The 19,647-nt window shown below is 53.7% G+C and carries 15 protein-coding genes; 7 read left to right on the top strand and 8 right to left on the bottom strand.

Going from position 1 to position 19,647, the window contains the following annotated elements:
* Positions 1–31: 31 nt before the first annotated feature.
* Positions 32–340 (bottom strand): MTH1187 family thiamine-binding protein, encoded by a 309-nt coding sequence (locus tag Pr1d_RS07360; RefSeq protein ID WP_148072934.1) that lies wholly within the window; start codon positions 338–340, stop codon positions 32–34.
* A gap of 190 nt (positions 341–530) precedes the next feature.
* Between Pr1d_RS07360 and Pr1d_RS07365 the strand changes: the two genes are divergently transcribed.
* From Pr1d_RS07365 to tsaD, 3 genes are all read left to right on the top strand, one after another.
* Positions 531–1,748: a DUF1207 domain-containing protein gene (locus Pr1d_RS07365; protein WP_148072935.1), complete on the top strand. Its 1,218-nt coding sequence runs from the start codon at positions 531–533 to the stop codon at positions 1,746–1,748.
* 66 nt (positions 1,749–1,814) lie between these two features.
* Positions 1,815–2,507: a class I SAM-dependent methyltransferase gene (locus Pr1d_RS07370; protein WP_148072936.1), complete on the top strand. Its 693-nt coding sequence runs from the start codon at positions 1,815–1,817 to the stop codon at positions 2,505–2,507.
* Positions 2,508–2,510: 3 nt separating this feature from the next.
* Positions 2,511–3,566, top strand: coding sequence for a tRNA (adenosine(37)-N6)-threonylcarbamoyltransferase complex transferase subunit TsaD (gene tsaD / locus Pr1d_RS07375; protein WP_148072937.1), 1,056 nt, complete (start codon positions 2,511–2,513; stop codon positions 3,564–3,566).
* Positions 3,567–3,664: 98 nt separating this feature from the next.
* On the opposite strand, the gene Pr1d_RS07380 is transcribed toward tsaD, so the two are convergent.
* The 3 genes from Pr1d_RS07380 to Pr1d_RS07390 all read right to left on the bottom strand — a co-directional run bounded on the left by Pr1d_RS07380 (position 3,665) and on the right by Pr1d_RS07390 (position 8,189).
* Entirely contained in the window at positions 3,665–4,186 is a 522-nt protein-coding gene (locus Pr1d_RS07380) for a thioredoxin domain-containing protein (protein WP_148072938.1), read from the bottom strand.
* A gap of 407 nt (positions 4,187–4,593) precedes the next feature.
* Positions 4,594–5,763, bottom strand: a complete 1,170-nt coding sequence (locus Pr1d_RS07385) for a S1C family serine protease (RefSeq protein ID WP_210417911.1) — start codon at positions 5,761–5,763, stop codon at positions 4,594–4,596.
* Positions 5,764–6,272: 509 nt separating this feature from the next.
* On the bottom strand, positions 6,273–8,189 hold the full coding sequence (locus Pr1d_RS07390; protein ID WP_148072939.1) for an SLC13 family permease: 1,917 nt from the start codon (positions 8,187–8,189) through the stop codon (positions 6,273–6,275).
* Between the two features lie 572 nt (positions 8,190–8,761).
* Between Pr1d_RS07390 and Pr1d_RS26455 the strand changes: the two genes are divergently transcribed.
* The gene (locus Pr1d_RS26455) at positions 8,762–12,793 is read left to right on the top strand and encodes a VWA domain-containing protein (RefSeq protein ID WP_148072940.1); all 4,032 of its coding nucleotides are present in this window, start codon (positions 8,762–8,764) and stop codon (positions 12,791–12,793) included.
* A gap of 13 nt (positions 12,794–12,806) precedes the next feature.
* Here the strand turns inward: Pr1d_RS26455 and rph are convergent, their stop codons facing one another.
* The 4 genes from rph to argB form a co-directional block, all read right to left on the bottom strand.
* Positions 12,807–13,523 (bottom strand): ribonuclease PH, encoded by a 717-nt coding sequence (rph, locus tag Pr1d_RS07400; protein WP_148072941.1) that lies wholly within the window; start codon positions 13,521–13,523, stop codon positions 12,807–12,809.
* Between the two features lie 62 nt (positions 13,524–13,585).
* A complete protein-coding gene (argF, locus tag Pr1d_RS07405) occupies positions 13,586–14,503 on the bottom strand; it encodes an ornithine carbamoyltransferase (RefSeq protein WP_148072942.1) in 918 nt (305 codons plus the stop codon).
* 54 nt (positions 14,504–14,557) lie between these two features.
* Complete coding sequence (locus Pr1d_RS07410) at positions 14,558–15,763, bottom strand: aspartate aminotransferase family protein (RefSeq protein ID WP_238476653.1); 1,206 nt, start codon at positions 15,761–15,763, stop codon at positions 14,558–14,560.
* 53 nt (positions 15,764–15,816) lie between these two features.
* Entirely contained in the window at positions 15,817–16,707 is an 891-nt protein-coding gene (gene argB / locus Pr1d_RS07415; RefSeq protein WP_148072943.1) for an acetylglutamate kinase, read from the bottom strand.
* A gap of 329 nt (positions 16,708–17,036) precedes the next feature.
* Here argB and Pr1d_RS07420 point away from each other — a divergent pair, with 329 nt between their 5' ends.
* From Pr1d_RS07420 to Pr1d_RS07430, 3 genes are all read left to right on the top strand, one after another.
* Positions 17,037–17,804: a sugar phosphate nucleotidyltransferase gene (locus Pr1d_RS07420; protein ID WP_148072944.1), complete on the top strand. Its 768-nt coding sequence runs from the start codon at positions 17,037–17,039 to the stop codon at positions 17,802–17,804.
* A 10-nt stretch (positions 17,805–17,814) separates the two neighbouring features.
* Entirely contained in the window at positions 17,815–18,759 is a 945-nt protein-coding gene (locus Pr1d_RS07425) for a ribose-phosphate diphosphokinase (RefSeq protein ID WP_148072945.1), read from the top strand.
* 210 nt (positions 18,760–18,969) lie between these two features.
* On the top strand, positions 18,970–19,608 hold the full coding sequence (locus Pr1d_RS07430) for a 50S ribosomal protein L25 (protein ID WP_148072946.1): 639 nt from the start codon (positions 18,970–18,972) through the stop codon (positions 19,606–19,608).
* Positions 19,609–19,647: the final 39 nt, after the last annotated feature.

Genomic DNA, 19,647 nt, shown 5'->3' on the forward strand with positions numbered 1-19,647 from the left:
TCTTTATCGAATTCTTATTCAGGAGGGTAATTTAGCGGCGAACCGCACGACCTAATTGCTGTTCAACACGATCAACTTTGGAAGAGATTCTCCCGCTCTGTCCGCGTCGAAAATCGAATTTGGCAGAGCAAGTAACACGATTAGAGCTTTCAGCTACTTTTTCGATGCACTGCTTGAGCAAATCCAATACTTGGGGGAGTTCACCTTCGACAATGGTTCCCATCGAGTGGACTTCATAGGCAAGTCCACATTGATCGACCAGATCGACGCATTGGGCGACATACTGGCTGACACTCTCCCCAGAGCCCATCGGGACAATGCTCATTTCTAATAGGACCATACCGTGAAGCCTCCCCTCAACAACGAATTGCTAGCATATCAAGCATTGTACGACGAGAAATACTGATGTCGATTCCAACTTGCTAGCAGACCGGTACTGATTTGGTGATTTCGACGGCAATAATAGCGAAATCAGTCTTCGCGGCATTCACCTCATCGCATATTCTCCGCATCTCCTGTGAGAAGCTATTTTGCTGATTGCGCCAACCGAGATCACACGGCAGACTTTGATTCCAATGCTTTCGTTTCGACTCCTGACCGTGTTGATCATTATGTCGGAATCTTTCACGGCATATCATGCTGCGGCCCAGTCTGTTGGCAAGGGCAATCCTAGTTGGTCGCCGAATCGCCCGATCAAGATTGACAACTCCTATCGAGTCGCTGAATCCCCTTCCAAGGCTCGCAGAAATGAATTGGCTTCTGGCATCACTCCATCGCAATACGTCCTCTGCGAGCCATGCGATCCAGTCTACAGCGAAGTGATCTCGGACATAGACATGGCCCCTATGCAGACTTGCCAGCCTGGATATGTTTGTCCGCAGCCGATGTGCGTCAATCCAGGAGTCGGTGTCCCCATGGCGATGCCAATGCAAGGAATGCCTTGCCAAGTGGCCAATCCCAATGGATCTGGGGCATGGCATTGGGAACTCCTCCCAGGGGACGTAATCTGGCATTCCTATTGGGCCGGTGTGAAGGAATCCCGTATGTCGGGCTTCATCTTTGAAGAACTCCAAGACAATACGACGTACCTCGATCCTACCCTGGGAGGGCGGGCATCAATTGTGCGCTATGGTACGCGCTATCAAGGCCGACCTATTGGTTGGGAATTGCAGATTGAAGGTGCCGGCATGCCACGTATCAATCTCGATGTAGATTGGGATCTAGAATCTTCCGATTTTCGCTTTGGCGTTCCCCTCATTTACGGTGAAGAACGTGTGCAATGGAAGCTGAGTTATTATCACCTAAGTTCCCATTTGGGAGATGAGTATATCAAACGGACCGGTATCCCCGCCTCGGATCGGGTCAACTATGCACGCGACGAAATAGTGATAGGATTCTCCTTCTTCCCTCGTCCGGCGTGGCGGTGGTATGCGGAAGCGGGCTGGGCTTTTTATGCCGACGAAGGGGCTGATCCCTGGGAGTTCCAATTCGGCGTCGATTATGCTCAAGCCGGTCCGACCGGCGCAAGAGGCACCCCTTTCTTTGCCGTGAATGGGCACCTACGTCAGGAACTCGACTTCGGCGGCAGCGTAACCGGCCAGGCAGGCTGGCTCTGGCGCGGCTACTCCGGCCGGGTGCTCCGCACAGGCGTGCAGTACTTCAACGGCAAGAGCAGCCAATTCGCGTTCAATGGATCGCTGGAAATGTTTGAACAACAAATTGGCATGGGGCTTTGGTATGACTTCTAGTGGGGCTGGAAGCCTGCCTCACGTGATTGCCTAGGAACCGAGTGGTGAATCTCCTAGAATGGTACCATGCCGGGAAAACTATCTGAATATAAAACCTTCTGGAACGAATTTCGTCAGACGTTTCACACGACCGGTGCAGTGCTGCCCAGTGGTCGGCGTTTGAGCCGGGCGTTGGCCAGCCAGGTAGGTCGTGATGAGCGACCCCGACGGATACTCGAAGTTGGACCCGGCACGGGTGCAGTCACCTCGGAGATCGTTCGGCGCCTTGGGGCCGATGACCGGCTTGATTTGGTGGAACTCAATGAACGGTTTGTCGAAATCCTGCGAAGGCGATTGGCAGAAGAATCTGCGTGGCAAAGCGTAGCCACTCGAGTTCGCGTCTTGCAGCTTCCCGTCGAAGAATTGCCGCTCGATGAAAAGTACGAGTGCATTGTCTCGGGGTTGCCGTTGAATAATTTTGATTGCGACTTTGTGCGAAAGGTGCTCGAGCATTTCCATTGTCTGGCTGCAGAAGGTTGTACTCTGAGTTTCTTCGAGTATGTGGCTATTCGTAATTTGAAATCGTTGGTCAGTTCTCGGGACGAACGAAAGAGATTACACGGTATCGGGCAAATCCTGAAAGAAGAACTAACCGACTGGGAGTTTCAACGGCAAATGGTTGTGGCCAATGTGCCGCCGGCATGGGTTCATCATTTGCGATACGCCGCCCCCCTGCCTTGCTCTGATGAATACCCCATTGTTCAAACTGCCGTGTGTTAAGCCATGATTCGTCTGCTTACTATTGAATCCACATGTGATGAGACTGCAGCTGCCGTCGTCGACGACGAGCTCAACGTGCTTTCTTCAGTTGTCGCTTCACAGAGCCATTTGCACGATCGATATGGCGGAGTCGTTCCCGAGATCGCCTCGCGGGCACATGTCGAACGCATCATGCCAGTCATTGAGCAAGCAATGACCCAGGCGGGGATATCACTTGCTGATCTGGATGCCATTGCAGTTGCCAATCACCCAGGGCTTGCCGGCTCGCTCTTGGTGGGCCTGATCGCGGCGAAGACGCTCAGCTTTGCCCACAATATCCCTTTGATCGCTATCGACCATCTGCAGGCCCATATTTACGCGTGCCAAATCGACAGTGGTCGCAACGTGTTTCCTTGTGTGGGATTGATCGTCAGCGGCGGTCATTCGAACCTCTATCGCTGCGAAACCGCTCTCGATTTCACTCCGCTGGGGAGCACCATCGACGACGCCGCCGGAGAAGCCTTCGACAAAGTTGCCAGCATGTTGGGCCTTGGCTATCCAGGTGGTCCGGCAATCCAGAAGGCTGCCGAGCAAGGCGATCCACAGAAGTTTAAGCTCCCCCGACCATTGGTCGACAATCCTGAGCGGCTCGATTTCAGTTTCAGTGGCCTAAAGACAGCGGTCCGTTATGAGCTCTACGGTCCTGGTAAGATCAATCCGGGAGCCCGCGTAGACTTAAATCCGCAGCGCGTCGCCGACATGGCCGCTAGTTTTCAGGAAGCCGTGGTTGATTGCCTCATCGCCAAAGCGGATTTGGCCCTTGAGAAAACCCGTTACAATCGTCTGTGCGTCGGTGGTGGCGTGGCGGCCAATTCTCATTTCCGCAAACGGTTGGAAGCTGACGCAGCTCGTGTGGGCTATGAATTGTTCATCCCGCCGCTTAAGCTCTGCACTGACAACGCTGTGATGGGGGCGATTGCGATCGAGCGTTATCAGACTGGTTTGTTCGAAGACTTGTCACTTGATATATCTCCCGGGTTGGTGCGACACACAGTTGCCCGACTCTCTGAGTCGGGATGATTGAACATATACCCGACTCGGGCAGTCGGGCAACAAAAAAAGGTGCGACCTGCCTTGGCAAGCCGCACCTTCTGGGTCAATTCATTTGCGTAAAGAATTCAATAACCCTGTTGGGCTTTCTTCTGACACGACGGGCAGTAGGAAGGACTTACCACCGAAGTGTTGATCCCTTCACTACCCCGGAAGAACGAGGTCTGTTCAACACGCAGAGGCTTCACACCGCTCTGGTAAGTGGTCAGAGTTTTCTGCCATTCTTCGTCGGAGACTTTGCCGGTCTTTTTGCAGAGGACAACCGAACCCGTCTTGTCGATGATCGCGGCGAAAGGAAATTCCTTTGCCTTGAATGCATCGGCAACTTTCTTGCCATATTCCGTGGATACATCTACATGGCAGCGCTCGTAGGCATTGAGCAATTCTTCCTGCTCGCCTTCGGCTACCAATTGATCTTCGGAGGCTGCAGTGGCAGGATCGCTAGGATTGTCCAACACAATCAACAAGGGACGTGAATCCGCTTGAGATGCGGCCAAGGCCTTACCATAGTCAGACTGCCATTGGGCAGAATCACCGGAAACTCCAAATGACATCAGCGCGATCGCGGTCATTGCCAAAACTTCAACCATTTCAACTCCTTTCGAGGCGAATGCTAGTGTGTAGCTTCGCCACTAGAAAACAATCCGACCGGCTACGCACCGGGCGTGAATTTAATGGATATGCATGGATACTCAGAAACGACCAATTCCGTTTAGTGTGGCCTGTTACAAAGACCTAAGACGAATGTCATCCTGACAGGATGGTGAGTGAGATTACTCGTAGGTGGGGATTAATAAACACGCTCGTTGGCCAGCGGACAGACTAGCGTGTTTTTAACGTTCGCAGAATCTTAACCTTTAAGTGGCCAAATTCAACCACCAAAAAGCGACTACTTCAGAAAAGAAAGCTGCAATACCCCCTGGAATGGGGGAAATGTTTCCCGTAAACCCTTTACCAGCAAGTACTTGCGAGATCAGAGGTTCTCAAAAGGAATGTACTACTCAGCCACTAAAGTTACAGGGATATCCAGCTGCTGGCCGTCTCTGAGAATTGTTAGCTGGACCACATCGCCAGGCTTGTATTCAAAAATCTTGTCCAAAAAGCGCGCCGCAGTACGGATGGATTCTCCATCGACGGCCAGTATTCGGTCAGCATGGCTACGATCGATCGTTTCCGTCTCGTACACAATCGGACCCTGCTGACGTCTCCGGACCACTCTGCGAAATCCTTGAATCCCAGCCCGATCTGCAGGACCATTTGGTGCTAGTCTGGCAACGACTAGACTCGACCCGGTTTCCATGACGTGTGTAATACCAATGCTCGCACGGATGACTTGCCCATGCTCAATTAACTCAGGAACGATCATCTGGATCCGGTCGATGGGGATAGCAAAACCTACGCCTGCGTTTTGCCCTGTCCTGGTGGCAATTGCGACACACATGCCGATCATCTCACCGTTGGTATTCAATAGCGGACCACCCGAGTTGCCGGGGTTCATTGCCGCGTCAGTTTGAATCAAAGCATGCATGATTCGACCCGGCACGCGACTGGGCAAATCGCGATTGAGACTGGAAATGATCCCCGTCGTGAGAGTGCTTTCCCAACCGAAAGGATTGCCGAGGACATATACACGCTGACCCACTCGCAACTTATCCGACGTGCCCATCACGAGTGGAGTCAGTTCGGCCTGAGGCGCCTCAAGTTTAAGCACGGCAATGTCGTGCTCTTTATCTTCTCCGATTAATATCGCAGGATAGGTCTTGTTCGAAGCCAGGGTCACTTCGATCTGGTTGGCCCCATCGACCACATGATAATTGGTGAGGATGTGCCCTTGTCGATCGATGATGGCACCCGAACCTGAGCCCTCTGATTCGCGCTGCATCAGGAAATGATCTATTTGGACACTGCGCGTGTCAATATTTACGACGCTCGGGTTGGCGTGCTCGTACACATAGATATTGGTCTGCTCCTCCGGAGTCATAGAGTTTTTAACACCTGGGCGAACAGCCCAATTCGCTTCGGGTGCCACCTCGGCCGCTACATTTGGTTGCACAGCGTACACTGTTCCAGCAGGATGCGTGAGTTTGGCCAGCCATTCCGAAGAGGTCGAACCCGCAGCTAACCCCAGTAGTCCCATCAAGCATCCAAAGGCTAAATATCGTTTCATGGTTCAAGACTCCGCATGTCCTACGAGCAATAGACTATCATGGGCGCCACAGATGGTGACCCAATTGAGGTTGCTACCTGGCGCACCATATCTCTCTACGATCCTGGCGAATCAGAGGTTCAATTGCAAGGTTGTTTGGCAAGGCAATAACCGTGGCTACTTTGACAGGATTCTAGCCAAGGAGAATGCACGGGCAAGAGGAGAGAGAACTCTCTTCACCAGTATCCGGCACGATGATACGCTGTGTTGGACTCGCGATCAAAGTAATAGTCCGCCCCGGCCAGGAGAACTGCAAAGTCCATTTCCTCGGTGTTTGGCATAGCTGGCATCGCATTCAGCAGATGATGCGATCTCGGATATTGTCGAGAAATTGAGACACAAGAATCGCTGTCACTTCACAGGCAGCAATAGAAAAAAATGACTTTGCAGTCGTCCTGTCCGCCCCGGCCCAATTACTTTTCACGGGACTATGCAGTTCGATAGCATTCTCAAGAACTGGCCATCCCGATTCATCGCACGAACGGAAACACCCTAGGGATCAGTGTTAGCGCCGTCACGGTCAGCAATAACGCCAGCGGCCAGCCGGCACGCCAATAATCCCGCGGATGATATCCACCGGGACCCATGACCATCAGGTTGGTCTGGTAGCCGATGGGGGTGACGAAACTCAAACTCGCCGCCAATGTGACCGCCACGATAAACGGCCTGGGGTCGTAGCCGCCAACGATGGCTAGATTCACGGCGACGGGGATCATCGTGGTGGCGACCGCTACGTTGGTGATCGACTCGGTGAATAATTGCGACAGAATGTAGATGAGGGCCAGCAGGAAATACGGTTCCCAGGTGGCACTGATCCCTAACGATGAAGTCCCCTCCACCAGCGTATGCGCTAACCAACGGGCAGCTCCGCTTTGGTCCAAGGCCTCTCCTAAAGCTAGGGCGGCTCCGATAGTTAGCAATACTTGCAGATCTATTGCTGAGCGGGCCTCGGAGGTGGTCATACACCGAGTGACGATCATCATCAGCACAACCGTGATCGCCGCGATAGCTTTGATGTCTTTGTTCGTAAAATTCCCCCACGGCACCAGGTCGGGCAGAAGGCTGCTTAGGGTGAACCATGCGATGAGGCCAACAAACAAGAGTGTCGCCAGCAAGGCGCGATCATGCCGCCGAGCGGTGGTCGCCCCCACACTACTTACCAGATAGAAATCGCGGCTATGCCGATGGGCACCGACAAATTCGTTCCGAGTCTGTAGGAGCAGCGTGTCCCCCGGTTCCAAACGAATATTCCCCACCTTGTTCGTAAGTCGCTCACCATTTCGGTGTACGGCCACTACCGCTGCGTTATAGAGCTTGCGGAAATCCGCATCGCGGATCGTCAGGCCGATCAATGGTGAAGTGGATGAAAGCACGGCCTCGCTCAGTTGCCGATGGGTTCGATCGGCAGGTCTCGCCTCAAACGAAGTATCGGCCGCTGGCACCAGTCCCGGTATACGCTCAAGATCGGCAATCGTTGTGACTACCCCCGTAAAAACCAAATGATCTTCGGAATTTATTTTGTCATGGGGACTCACAGGGGTGATTGTCTCTCCACCTCGATCAATCTCGATGAGGAACAACCCAGGGAGGTTTCGCAGACCAGCATCCTGGACGCTCTTGCCGATGAGGGGACACTTTGCCTCAACGACCATTTCAACAAGGTATTCCCGATGCTTTTCGCCAAATTGTTCTAGCAATTCGGAACGGTTTGGTAATCGTCGTGGAATCACCAGCAGCATATAAGCCACGGCCATCAATGCCAGGGGAACGCCAACCGCGGTGATCTCAAAAAAAGTAAGCTCACCGATTCGCTCGGTGATTTGATCGGGATAGCCTCCTTTTCTCATCATGGCAGCCAGCGTGCCGTTGATGACCAAAGTCGTGCTCGTGCCGATGAGCGTGCAAACTCCACCTGCTATGGTTAAGTAACTCAAGGGTATGAGCAGTCGAGATGGGGAGATATTGCGACTGCGGCACCAATCGACGACCACCGGAGCCAGCATTGCCACTAGTGGCGTGTTGAGTATGAATGCCGAAGAAGGAACGACAGCTGCCGCCAAGCGGAACAAGGCACTCCGCTCCGTCGTAGCACTGCCCAACAAGCGATTGCCGATCCAGTCCAACGCTCCCGTTGATCGCAGTCCTGCCGAGGCAGCAAACAAAGCGGCGATCATGACAACAGCTTTGTTGGAAAATCCGGCAAGCGCTCGATCTGGAGTAAGAACCCCCGTCATTGTCAGGACGACCAAACCTGCCAGGAATAGCAAGTCGATAGGGACGACCCGTTTGCGCTGCATAGCGAGAAAAATCGCCACGGTTGTGAAGATGGCGATCTTTCCATCCAAAGAAAGGCTGGGAGCCTGAGCTACGATTATCGGCCACTGCATTATGCGAGATTCCAATTCCTGCTACTCAAGTGATCGTGTCCGGTCTTGAATCGAAGTAGGTAGGGACCGTTGACAGACGGTGGTTGCAAAGTCGAACCACACGTTCTGGCGAGCGAAGCTAAGTTGTTCTCTTGGCATAAAAGTGTCCAGCATGTTCTCTGTCTTGAGCAGACTTCACCGATCTAAGATCCCAGTCATTAGCCATAGTTCACCAGAAACCGAAAATTTCCCCTCCTGAAGCAGGGGGTTGTCTACCGCTCGGCCAGCCAAACGCCGCAATTATGGGGGCTCTCCGCCCCGAGCTACATCCCAAATTTGCCGATTGTAGCGATTCTTCGCTGGAAAACTCGCCTTCTTCTTCAATTCGAGCTGGTCACAGGGGCAAATATCTCCGCCTATTCTCCCCAGTTTCTTGTGGCAGATTGAATTCAGTCAGCTTAAACTAATAGTAGCTGGAGATTTAAGGCAGGTCTGCGCAACTTGGTCGGGAGGAGTTTCCCTACTTGGCGTGGAATGCTCTTTCGGAACAGATCCAGGCACATTCGCCGAAGTTACAGAACGGGAGCGCTTCAATGCGTAAGTATCCATTTATTGCAACTTGTTTGTCGATTCTGACGTCCTCCGTGATTGGTTCGACATGTCTCACGGCCACCGCTGCCGATTCGTCAAGAATGATCACCTACGAGCATGAGGGCCAAACGGCTTATGCCGTGAGCCTCATGGCTGACATGCCCGAGAAGGAAGTTTCTCAATCGGCAGTCGTGATCCTGTTTGATACGTCCGCCAGCCAACAAGGAGAGTATCGAGAAGCAGCGCTCGCGGCGCTGGATACACTGCTCTCAGGATTGCGGTCTACCGATCAAGTCGAACTCATGGGAGTTGATCTGGAAGTCAATCAGCTGACAAAAAACTTTGTTGCTCCCAAGAGCGCGGAAATGCAAGCTGCTGTCGATCTGCTTCGCAAGCAAGTCCCACTAGGTTCGACCGATATGGCAACGGCGCTCAGCAGCGCAGTTGAGCAACTAAAAACGACAGACGGCGTCCAACGCTCGATCGTTTATATTGGCGATGGTATCAGCACCGCCAATCTGCTCGACACGCCGACGCTGACAAAAACGGTTGACCAGTTGCGTTCTGCCCAAGCGAGTGTTTCTAGCTTTGCTGTTGGTCCTCGCTTTGATACTCAACTCTTGGCAGTCCTTGCCAACCAAAGTGGCGGCAACATCACGATTCAACAAAGCGAAGGGGACAATTTGCGGAACGCGCAATTGGCAGGCAAAGACCTGGTTGCAGCAGTTAATGGCAAGGTGATGTGGCCGACTGCTGCTCAGCTACCCCCGACAATGGGACAAAGCTATCCGTCCGCCATGCCTCCTCTAAGATCAGATCGCGACACGATCTTGGTGGGTACCACATCAGACAAGCTGCCGGCTTCGCTCGATTTCCAAGTTTCTACTGACAAGGAATCATTTTCTTGGAAGGCGACTCCTGAAGCGTCTTCCGAAGACAATGCGTTCTTGGTCGAAGTTGTCGAGATTGCCAAGCCTGATCAAGGCTTGTCTCTGCCTACGGTCGGTTCGGCAGGGCTTCGCGAAGTTGCCCGCTTGATTGGTGCTAGGCTCGACAGTTTTTCAAAAATTGCTGAGCGGGCGGCTGCTACGGGAGACCGTAAGTCGGCCAGCCGAATTGCCGAAGCAGTCCTACGGAGCGACCCGGGGAACGTGAAAGCTCGAACCGTGCAAAACTTTGTCGAGAGCGATGAGTTCGGCGAGTTTCCAGTCGAGGGTGAAGTTGTCTTCCCCGCGGAGGGAGAAGTCATCGTTTCCGAAGATAGCGGACTTCCTGTTGAAGGTGAAATTGTCACCTATCCAGGAGAATATGTCGACGAATCGGGCGTGCCTGTTTCGGGAGACATCAGTCTTGTGCAGCCATCTGAAGATCTTCTCGGTCCCATGTCCCGCGATGGCGAGTTTCTCGACCAAGTGGAACAAGAACGTCGCGTTTATGCCGAGATGCTCAGCAAGGAAATTCAGAACACCATCATCAACGCAAGAAGTCGCATGTCCTCAGATCCCCAGCGGACCATCCAAGACCTGAAATTGGCCTTGGAAAGCGTGCAGCGGGCTGTCGATCTGTCGCCTGAGAAACGGGCTGAACTGGTGGGCAAGTTGCAGTCGGCACTCAAAGAAGCGCGCCACCAAGCCTTCTTAAAAGATGAAATCGATCGAGAACGCGAAGAATCGCTTGCCGCAGCTCGTGAAAGCAGACTACTCCTTGATCGGCTAGAGCAACGCATCGAACGTCAAAAGCAGCTTATGGAACGTTTCAATGCACTCATTGACGAACATCGCTACCTGGAAGCCAAAGAAGTGGCACAGGTCGTCGAGGAGATTGATCCCAACGGCGTTACGCCGAGGGTTGCAAGTCTCTATGCAAGTTTCAAACGTCACCACTATTTGCAAAGTGTCGCCAGAGCCGCACGTTGGCAGGGATTCTTTGACACCATGTATCAGAATGAGCTTTCCGACATTCCCTTCCCAGACGATCCTCCAATCGTCTATCCGGATGCTGAAGAGTGGGAGGCCCTTACGGCACGTCGCAAGAAATGGGCAACTGCGGATCTGAGCGCGCGGAGCAAAGCTGAAGAAAAGATCGAGGCAGCATTGCGAGACACGCTCAAGGCTCCCTTGCAGTATGAAGATCAGCCACTCAATGAAGTGATCAACACCTTGCAGGAAGAGTACGACATTCCCATTATCTTCGACAATTCGGCATTGGATGAAGTTGCCATTAGCCCTGATACGGAAATCACGATCAACTTACGCAATATCTCGCTGCGGTCTGCTTTGAATCTGATCTTGCGTCAACCTGGACTCGAGGACCTCACCTATACGATCGACGAAGAAGTTCTGCTGATTACGACTGAAGAAAAGGCCAATGCGGCCCTCAAAGTGAAGGTCTATCCCGTGGCCGACTTGGTTCTCCCGATCCAGAACTTGGGGCTCACTGGCGGCATGGGAGGTGCAAGCGGCGGCGGCATGATGGGTGGCGGCATGGGTGGCGGCATGGGTGGCGGCATGGGTGGCGGCATGGGTGGCGGCATGGGCGGCGGCATGGGCGGCGGCGGCATGGGTGGCGGCGGTGGCGGCATGTTCAACGTCGGAGATGATCTGGCTACCGCAACTGAACAGGAAGCACCAACTACCGAAGTTCCTACTTCCCCTCAAAGCGATGCTAGTTCCAGCACGCTAGAAAAGGACTCTCCAACAAATTGGAAGCAACGTTTTGCAGACGAGCAGATCGATGCAGCCGAAGTCCGCCAAATAGCGCGTGACTTGATGAAGCAGGGGCAGGCTGCCCAGGCGATCGACATGATCCAGGCTGCAATACAGAATGGCCAATCTCAGCCGTGGATGTATGAAACGCTTGGAATCGCCATGGAGTTGGAAGGTCGACCCAAGAGCGATATCGAACGGGCCGTGATGTCGGCCTGTGATTTCAGTACCTCCCCAGAGCAACTATTGTTGATCGCTCAGTATCTGTCACATATCAACTTAGACTCGCGGGCGCTGGAGGTCTATCGACAGGTCGCAAAGTTGCCAGGGCTTCATCCCGAAGCGTTTGCCCTTGGCTTGCGCACCGCACAACGTCTGGAAGACCAATCTGGCATCCGCTGGGCAACGGTGGGAATCTTGGAGAATTCTTGGCCCAGCGATCAGCAAGTTGTCTACGACACGGCCCACCGAGTAGCTAAAGCAACTCTCGAAGCGATGGAGAAAAATGAAGACCCTCTTGCTGCCGAGTATCGCAGTCAGCTTGAGAGGGCGTTGTCACGTGATGTTGTTATTCATGTTACGTGGTCGGGAGATGCAGACGTCGATTTGATTGTCGAAGAACCGGGGGGTACCGTGTGCTCCCTGCAGCAACCCCGCACTCCTGGAGGAGGCGTATGCAGCGGCGATCTAGCTGCCGAGGGTGAAACCCCTGAAAAGGCCACCTCCTTTACAGAGACCTACACCTGTGCCCAGGCATTCCCAGGCACCTATCGCGCTCGTTTGCGAAAAATCTATGGCGATGTAGTTGCCGACAAAGTGATTGTGGATATCTACAAACACTACGGCACGGATCGTCAGGTCCATGAACGGCAACATATTGAGGTTCAAGATGGCAGCGATTCGATGGCAGTGTTCGAACTCGAAGATGGTCGTCGTCTTGAATCACTCGAGGATCAACAATTGGAACTGGCCGTAGGTCGACAGCAGGCGTTAAGCCAACAAGTATTGGCTCAGCAATTGGGTGGTTTTTCAGACCCTCGGCTTGCTCCCATCCGAGGTGGAGGTCGTGATAACAATTTGGCGCGGCGACTTGCCTTGGCTGGCCAGATCGGTGCTGTCGGTTTCCAGCCGATTATCCAAACGTTGCCTGATGGTGTGCAGATGACTGCGACGGCAGTGATTTCTGCCGACCGACGCTATGTGCGCGTTTCTGCTGCTCCTTCGTTTACGGGTATCGGCAACGTCCAGACTTTTAGCTTTGCATCTCAAGTGCAAGGTGGCGGCGGTGGTGGCGGCGGCATCGGCGGTGGTGGCGGCGGCGGGATTTAGTTTCCCTCCTCCACTACTCACTTAGGTGGGACGCTTGCTGTTGGCTAAGCTGGGCGATACCTCGCTCTGCTAGGTCAATCATCGCATAGAGTTGAACCTTGTCGAAGGTCGCTTCTTCGCCCGATCCTTGGACTTCGACAAATCGGCCACTTCCAGTCATCACGACGTTCATATCCACATCGGCCCGAACGTCTTCGCTGTAGTCGAGGTCCAGCAAGGGTTCGCCGTCGACGATGCCAACACTTACCGCAGCAATGCTATCTGTAAACGGCAAGTCACCTGAATGGAACTCTGGGAGCGAGGCGATTGCTTCTGCCAGCGCAACGTAGCCTCCCGTGATGCTGGCAGTGCGAGTTCCTCCATCGGCCTCTAGCACATCGCAATCCACGGTGATAGTGCGTTCACCCAATGCCTTTAAATTGACTACTCCGCGCAAACTCCGGCCAATCAATCGCTGAATCTCGGAAGAACGACCATCGACTTTCCCGCCCCGATCTCGCTGTTTGCGGGGAGATGTGCTGCCAGGCAACATGTTGTACTCGGCAGTCACCCATCCTTTACCACGTCCTGCAAGCCACGGAGGCACTGCATCCTCGATGCTTGCCGTGCAGAGTATTGTGGTGCGTCCTGCGCTCACTAACACCTTGCCGGCAGCTGCACCCGGTACATTGCTGTCGAGTCGAAATGGCCGCAGGCTGTCAACGGAACGATTTTCGGAGCGATCTGGCATTGAGTTTTCTTTCTTTGGTTCTGTGTTTTCGGAAATCGTGGCGGGCAATTTCCAGCCACTACTCAATGCTGCGCGGCAAGCAGCCAGGCCAAGATTCCCTTTTGCACATGCATGCGATTGCCTGCCTGTTCGACGATAACGCTGTTGGGGCTGTCCATCACTTCATCGGTAACTTCTTCTCCACGCCGAGCAGGCAAACAGTGCATGAAAAGGGCCTCGTTGGGAGCAGCAGACATCAGCTTGCCATTCACCTGGTAGGGGCCGAAATCTTTGCGTCGTTGTTGTTGCTCTTTCTCCTGGCCCATGCTCGCCCAGACGTCGGTGTAGACAGCCGAAGCACCGCGTACTGCTTCCGTGGGATCATTAGTAAGGGTGAGGTTCATGCCGGGACATTCCTTGTTCAGATCGGCGAGAAAGTCCTCTTTAAATTCATAGCCAGGTGGTGTCGCTACAGCAAAGTGGACTCCCAGTTTTCCACAGGCGAGTGCCAAGCTGCGAGCCACATTGTTGGCATCACCAACCCAAGCAAGCTTCGCCTGCTCAAGCGATTTCACATGGCAATCAATCGTGTACAAATCCGCCAAGGCCTGGCAAGGATGGGAAGAATCGGTAAGTCCATTGATGACGCTGCACGAAGCGTATTTGGCCACTTCCACGACACTGCTGTGCTGTTTGCATCGCATCACCAACACATCGATATACTCGCTCAGTACCCGACTGAAGTCGTCAACGCGCTCCCGCTTGCCGAAACCAACGTCGTCCCCGAGCATCATCGAAGAGCCACCCATATGGGCCATGCCAGCTTCGAAGCTTACCCGAGTGCGCAATGAAGGTTTCTCAAACATAAGGGCCATCACACGACCCGGCAGGATGGGTTCGCGAATGCCTTTTTGAAGTTTGGCTTTGAGATCTGCCGTCAGGGCGAAAATCCGTTGGATTTCTTCGGTGGTCACATCACGAAGGGTTACCAGGTGTCGCATGGAGAGTGTTCATTTCTATTTCGAAGTAGTAAAAATTCGTGGAAGCGTCGCAAACTAAGGAGTATGCTCACGCAGTACATTGGCAAGAATCTCGCAGCCGCTTTCCATTAGTTCATCGCTGAGTGTCATTGCTGGCAGCAAGCGGATGACGTTGCCTTGAGTGCAATTGATGAGTAATCCTCGGTCCAGGCATTGTTGCACGATGGGTGCTCCAGGTGCGCTGAGTTCCAGCCCGATCATCAGGCCGCAGATTCGCAGTTCGTTGACATAGGGAAGTTCGTCCACCAACGGAGCGAGTTGAGTGCGAAAGCCCTCACCCAGTTCATTCGCCCGCGCGAGGAGTCCTTGTTCTTCGATCATCTCAATCGTGGCAATGCCGGCCCGTGCCGCGATGGGGTTGCCCCCGAACGTCGCGGCATGCATTCCTGGACGCAGGCTTTCGGCGATCTCTTTCTTGGCCAGCATCGCCCCCCCCGCGATTCCACCGCAGAGACTCTTGGCTAGGGTCATGATGTCGGGCTCCACGCCAAAATGCTGGTAGGCAAACCACTCACCCGTCCGACCGCAACCGGCTTGAACCTCGTCGAAGATCAGCAGCAAGCCACGCGCATCGGCCAACTTTCGAAGTCCCGACAAGAATCCTTCGGGTGGGATACGAATTCCCCCTTCGCCTTGGATCGGCTCGACCAGAATCGCCGCCGTCTCGTCATCGATCTTGGCGGCTACGGCATCGAGATCGCCGAACGGTGCATAGACAAATCCCGGCAGCAGCGGGCCGATCCCTTCGTGATACTTGGGTTGGGCGGTGGCGGTCACGGAAGCATAAGTGCGGCCGTGAAAGCTCCCCTCGAAGGAGATGATCTTGTACTTAGATGGAGCGCTATGGAGCCGGGCCAATTTGATTGCCGCTTCGTTGGCCTCGGTTCCTGAATTGCAGAAGAATGCCTGTCCGCCAAAGCTGCGATCGCTAAGCAGCTTGGCCCACTGGCCTTGGGCTTCCATGTACCAGGAATTCGGCACATGGATTAGTCGGGCTGCTTGCTCTTGAACTGCTTTCACAACCGGTGCAGGACAATGCCCCAATAAGTTGCATCCCCACCCGGGGAAAAAATCAAGATAGCGAGTACCCTGGTCATCCCACACATGCGAGCCTTCGCCACGAACGAGCGATAGCGGGTATCGCCCGTAGTTCGGGATCACGTACTCATCAAATAGCTGTAACGTTTCAGGCGAAATGTGGGTTTGCTCGGCAGTGGACACGATTTTTCCTTGGGCTCGGTTGTCAGGCTTGTGCCCTATAGAGGAAGCTGGGGTCAAACAGGTTCGGCAATGATTTCTGTGCCGACGCCTCGATTCGTATAGATTTCTAAGAGCAACGAGTGGCGGAGTCGACCATCAATGATGTGAATCTTGCCTACCCCTTTACTGAGGGTTTCGAGGCATGCTTGCACTTTGGGGATCATCCCCGACTCAATCCGTCCCTCGGCAATCAGTTCTTGTGCCTCAGCTGCTGAGAGTGAGTGAATCAGAGAATCGGGATCTTCTTTGTCCCTGCGAACTCCGTTCACATCGCTCAAGAATACTAATTTCTCTGCGCCGACGGCCTGAGCCACGGCGGTGGCAGCGGTGTCGGCATTCACGTTGAGTCGATCCCCAGTGGAGGTTTCACACATCGACGGAATCACCGGCACCTGCCCGGCATAGGTGAGGTTGTCGAGTGTTTCGCGGTCAACCTGAGTCACATGGCCGACGAAGCCTAAGTCGATAGGTTTTCCATCCGGGTCCTCAAGTTCAAGTTTTTCTCCAAAGAGCACGTTGTTGTTCTGACCGGAAAAGTTTAGTGGCATCGCACGGCCACCGAACTCCTCGATACTCTCCGCGAGCGATTCGTTGATTTCACCTGCCAGCACACGTTCCACAATCGCCAAGGTCGCCTCGTCCGTATAGCGTCGGCCGTGAATGAAACGCGGCTCGATCTTGGCTTCGGCCATCGCCCGGCTAATGGCGGCCCCGCCGCCGTGTACCACGATCGGCTTCATCCCCACAGTTTCCATGAACACGATATCGACCAACAAGTGACGCAGCGCATCGGGATCTTCCATCACACTTCCGCCGAGTTTGATGACAGTGATCTTGTCACGAAACTGACGGATCCATCCCATCGCTTCGATCAGGACGTCGGCTTTTTGGATCGCATCTTGCAAGACTATTTTCCTTGGGTGAATTCGTTTCGAAGGGGGGGCAGTGGCAACTGGTTTCACGGGACTCTCTATTGGCAGTCAAATGGCGATGCAACTTCATTGGGGCGGAATCTTGCATTTTAGCGCGGGAAATCGAGGGACGAAAGACCCGATGGCCCGTCCGCCCGGCAGATTTAGTCCGACCCTGGCAACTGGGACACTTTCATGGCAAGATAGCGACGGGGCAGGCTTACAAGCGGTTAGGGCCACCAGAGCGGTCCTAGGTTCTGTCTTTTTCGCACTCTAAAAACAGAAGATATCCCAGGTCTCAACTCCATTTCTCCAGCCTTGCTATGCAAAATAATCCCTCCGAATCTACTTCTTTAGCAATCGTTCTAGCAGCGGGTAAAGGGACCCGGATGAAATCTGAACTCCCCAAGGTGCTGGTCCCCGTGGCAGGTCGGCCAATGATTCGCTACGTGATCGATGCCCTCAACGGGGCCGGGATTGACCGGATTCTCGTCGTTGTCGGATATCGGTCTGATTTGGTGCGAGCCGAACTGGCTTCAGAGCCGAACGTCGAGTTTGTCGAGCAAAAAGAGCAGCTGGGCACCGGCCACGCCGTGATGATGTGTCGCGACCAGCTTGCCCAGCACCGGGGGCCCGTCCTGATTGTGGCGGGGGATTCTCCGCTCTTGCAGGTCGATTCTGTGCGAAAGCTTCTGGAGAACTTTTCAGCCTCAGAGTGTGACTGTGTGATAGGAACTGTGGATAAAGAGGATCCCCACGGTTACGGCAGAATCGTCCGTGATGATTCAGGTAGGTTTATGGGAATCGTCGAGGAAAAGGACGCCACCTCTGACCAACAAGGAATTCGAGAGGTGAATGTCAGCACTTACGTATTCGATTCGCACCAACTAGTTGCAGCGCTGGAACAACTGACCGACAAGAATGCTCAAGGGGAATACTATATCACCGATTGCCCGGCAGCCATGCTGGCTGTCGGCAAGAATGTCGCTGCAGAGAAAGTACTACAACCCTGTGAGTCGATGAGCATTAACAACACGGATGAGTTGGCGCTAGTCGAGGCAGAACTTCAACGCATGGCCCCTGTAAAATAGGCATACTACGATGACTGATCTCAAGATTTTCAGCGGCAATGCCAACCTTAAGCTTAGTAAGGCCATCGCCGACTATTTGGGAGTCGGGCTCGGGAAAATCGCCTTGGGAGCGTTCCCAGACGGGGAAACTTCATGCAAGATCGAAGAAGATATTCGCGGTCGCGATGTCTACCTCATCCAGCCGACTTGCCCTCCTGCTAATGAAACACTCATGCAACTTTTGGTAATGATCGACAGTTGCAAACGTGCCAGTGCTGAACGTGTGACCACCGTAATTCCCTACTTTGGATACGCCCGACAGGATCGCAAAGACGAAGGTCGGGTACCAATTACGGCCAAACTGGTGGCAAATATCATCACTCGTGCAGGCGCGGATCGGGTACTCGCGATGGATTTGCATGCGGCTCAAATCCAAGGTTTCTTTGATGTTCCTGTCGATCACCTATACGCTGCCCCAGTGCTAAATGAGCATTTCTTGAAAATGAACATCCCCAGCGAGGACTTGGTAATCGCCAGCCCTGACGAGGGGAGCATCAAACGGGCACTCGGCCATGCCAAGCGGCTCGGCGGGGCAGTGGCCATTGTCGACAAGCGTCGCACCAGTGCCGAGAATACGACCCAGGAAAACGTGATCGGCGGTCCTGTCGACGGCAAGATTGTGCTGATGTTCGATGACATGATCAGCACCGCAGGTTCCATCTGCGGTGCAGCCAAGGTTCTACGGCAGCGTGGGGCACGTGAAATTCACGTTGCTTGCACCCACGCCGTGCTTTGCGGGCCAGCCGTAGAGCGACTGACTGCCGCAAATCTGAATAGCATCGTGTGCACGGATTCGATCCCATTAACCCCTGACCAATTGCTGCCCCAAACCAAAGTGCTCAGCATTGCCCCCCTGCTAGGTGAGGCCATCAAGCGAATCCACCGCAACGAGTCGATTAGCCGGTTGTTTCACTAGGAATACAGCAGACTACTTTTCATAGCCGTGGCCGGGAGGCCATGGTCCCACCTCCGCCAATCTCGTGCCTTCCTCCTCCAGTCATCGAAGAGTCAAAAATAGCCCAAACTCCGGCATTTCATGGGGTTGAAATTCTCCCCAAATAGCGGACAATCGAAGGTTTGCATTAGCTCGGTGGCTTGTGCCTAGGTGGATACCTAAGAGGTCGAGATGTCGGAAGTCTTAGAAGTAAAGAAGCGTGATTTGGTTGGGAAGCTCAACAACGGCCGATTGCGCCGGTCGGGGAAACTCCCTTCGGTGTTGTACGGCCATGGCAAAGAATGTTTGAGTTTAGAAATCTCAGCCGATGCTTTGAACGCCTCACTCCGTCATGGCGCCAAATTGGTTGAACTCAAAGGGGCTGCCAAGGGCCAGGCACTCTTGCAAGATATTCAGTGGGACACTTTTCAGCAGCACGTGTTGCATGTCGACTTGTTGCGAGTTGAAGCCCAAGATCGAGTTACGATCGACGTTGAGTTGCTGCTCCGAGGCGAAGCGCCAGGTGAGCATGAGGGGGGTATCGTCGACCAGTTGATTCACTCGGTGGAACTTGAGACAGATCCGGGTCATATTCCCGAAAACTTGCATTTGAACATCAATCACCTCCATCTTGGTGAAGAACTCAAAGTATCTGACATTGAAGACTTGCCCGCTGGAGCCGTCGTCCTGGGTGAACCAGACATGATCCTTGTGCAATGTGTTGAACCCACAATCCAGCCTGAAGAAGAGGAAATGGGTGCAGCAGGTACCGAACCTGAGGTCATCGGTGAGCGGAAGGACGAAGAGGAGGAAGACAAGTCAGAGGAATAGAATATCATTTTGCCTCGGGATTGATTTGCGGGATCACAG

The sequence above is a fragment of the Bythopirellula goksoeyrii genome (assembly GCF_008065115.1).
In the GTDB taxonomy this organism is placed as follows: Bacteria; Planctomycetota; Planctomycetia; order Pirellulales; family Lacipirellulaceae; genus Bythopirellula; species Bythopirellula goksoeyrii.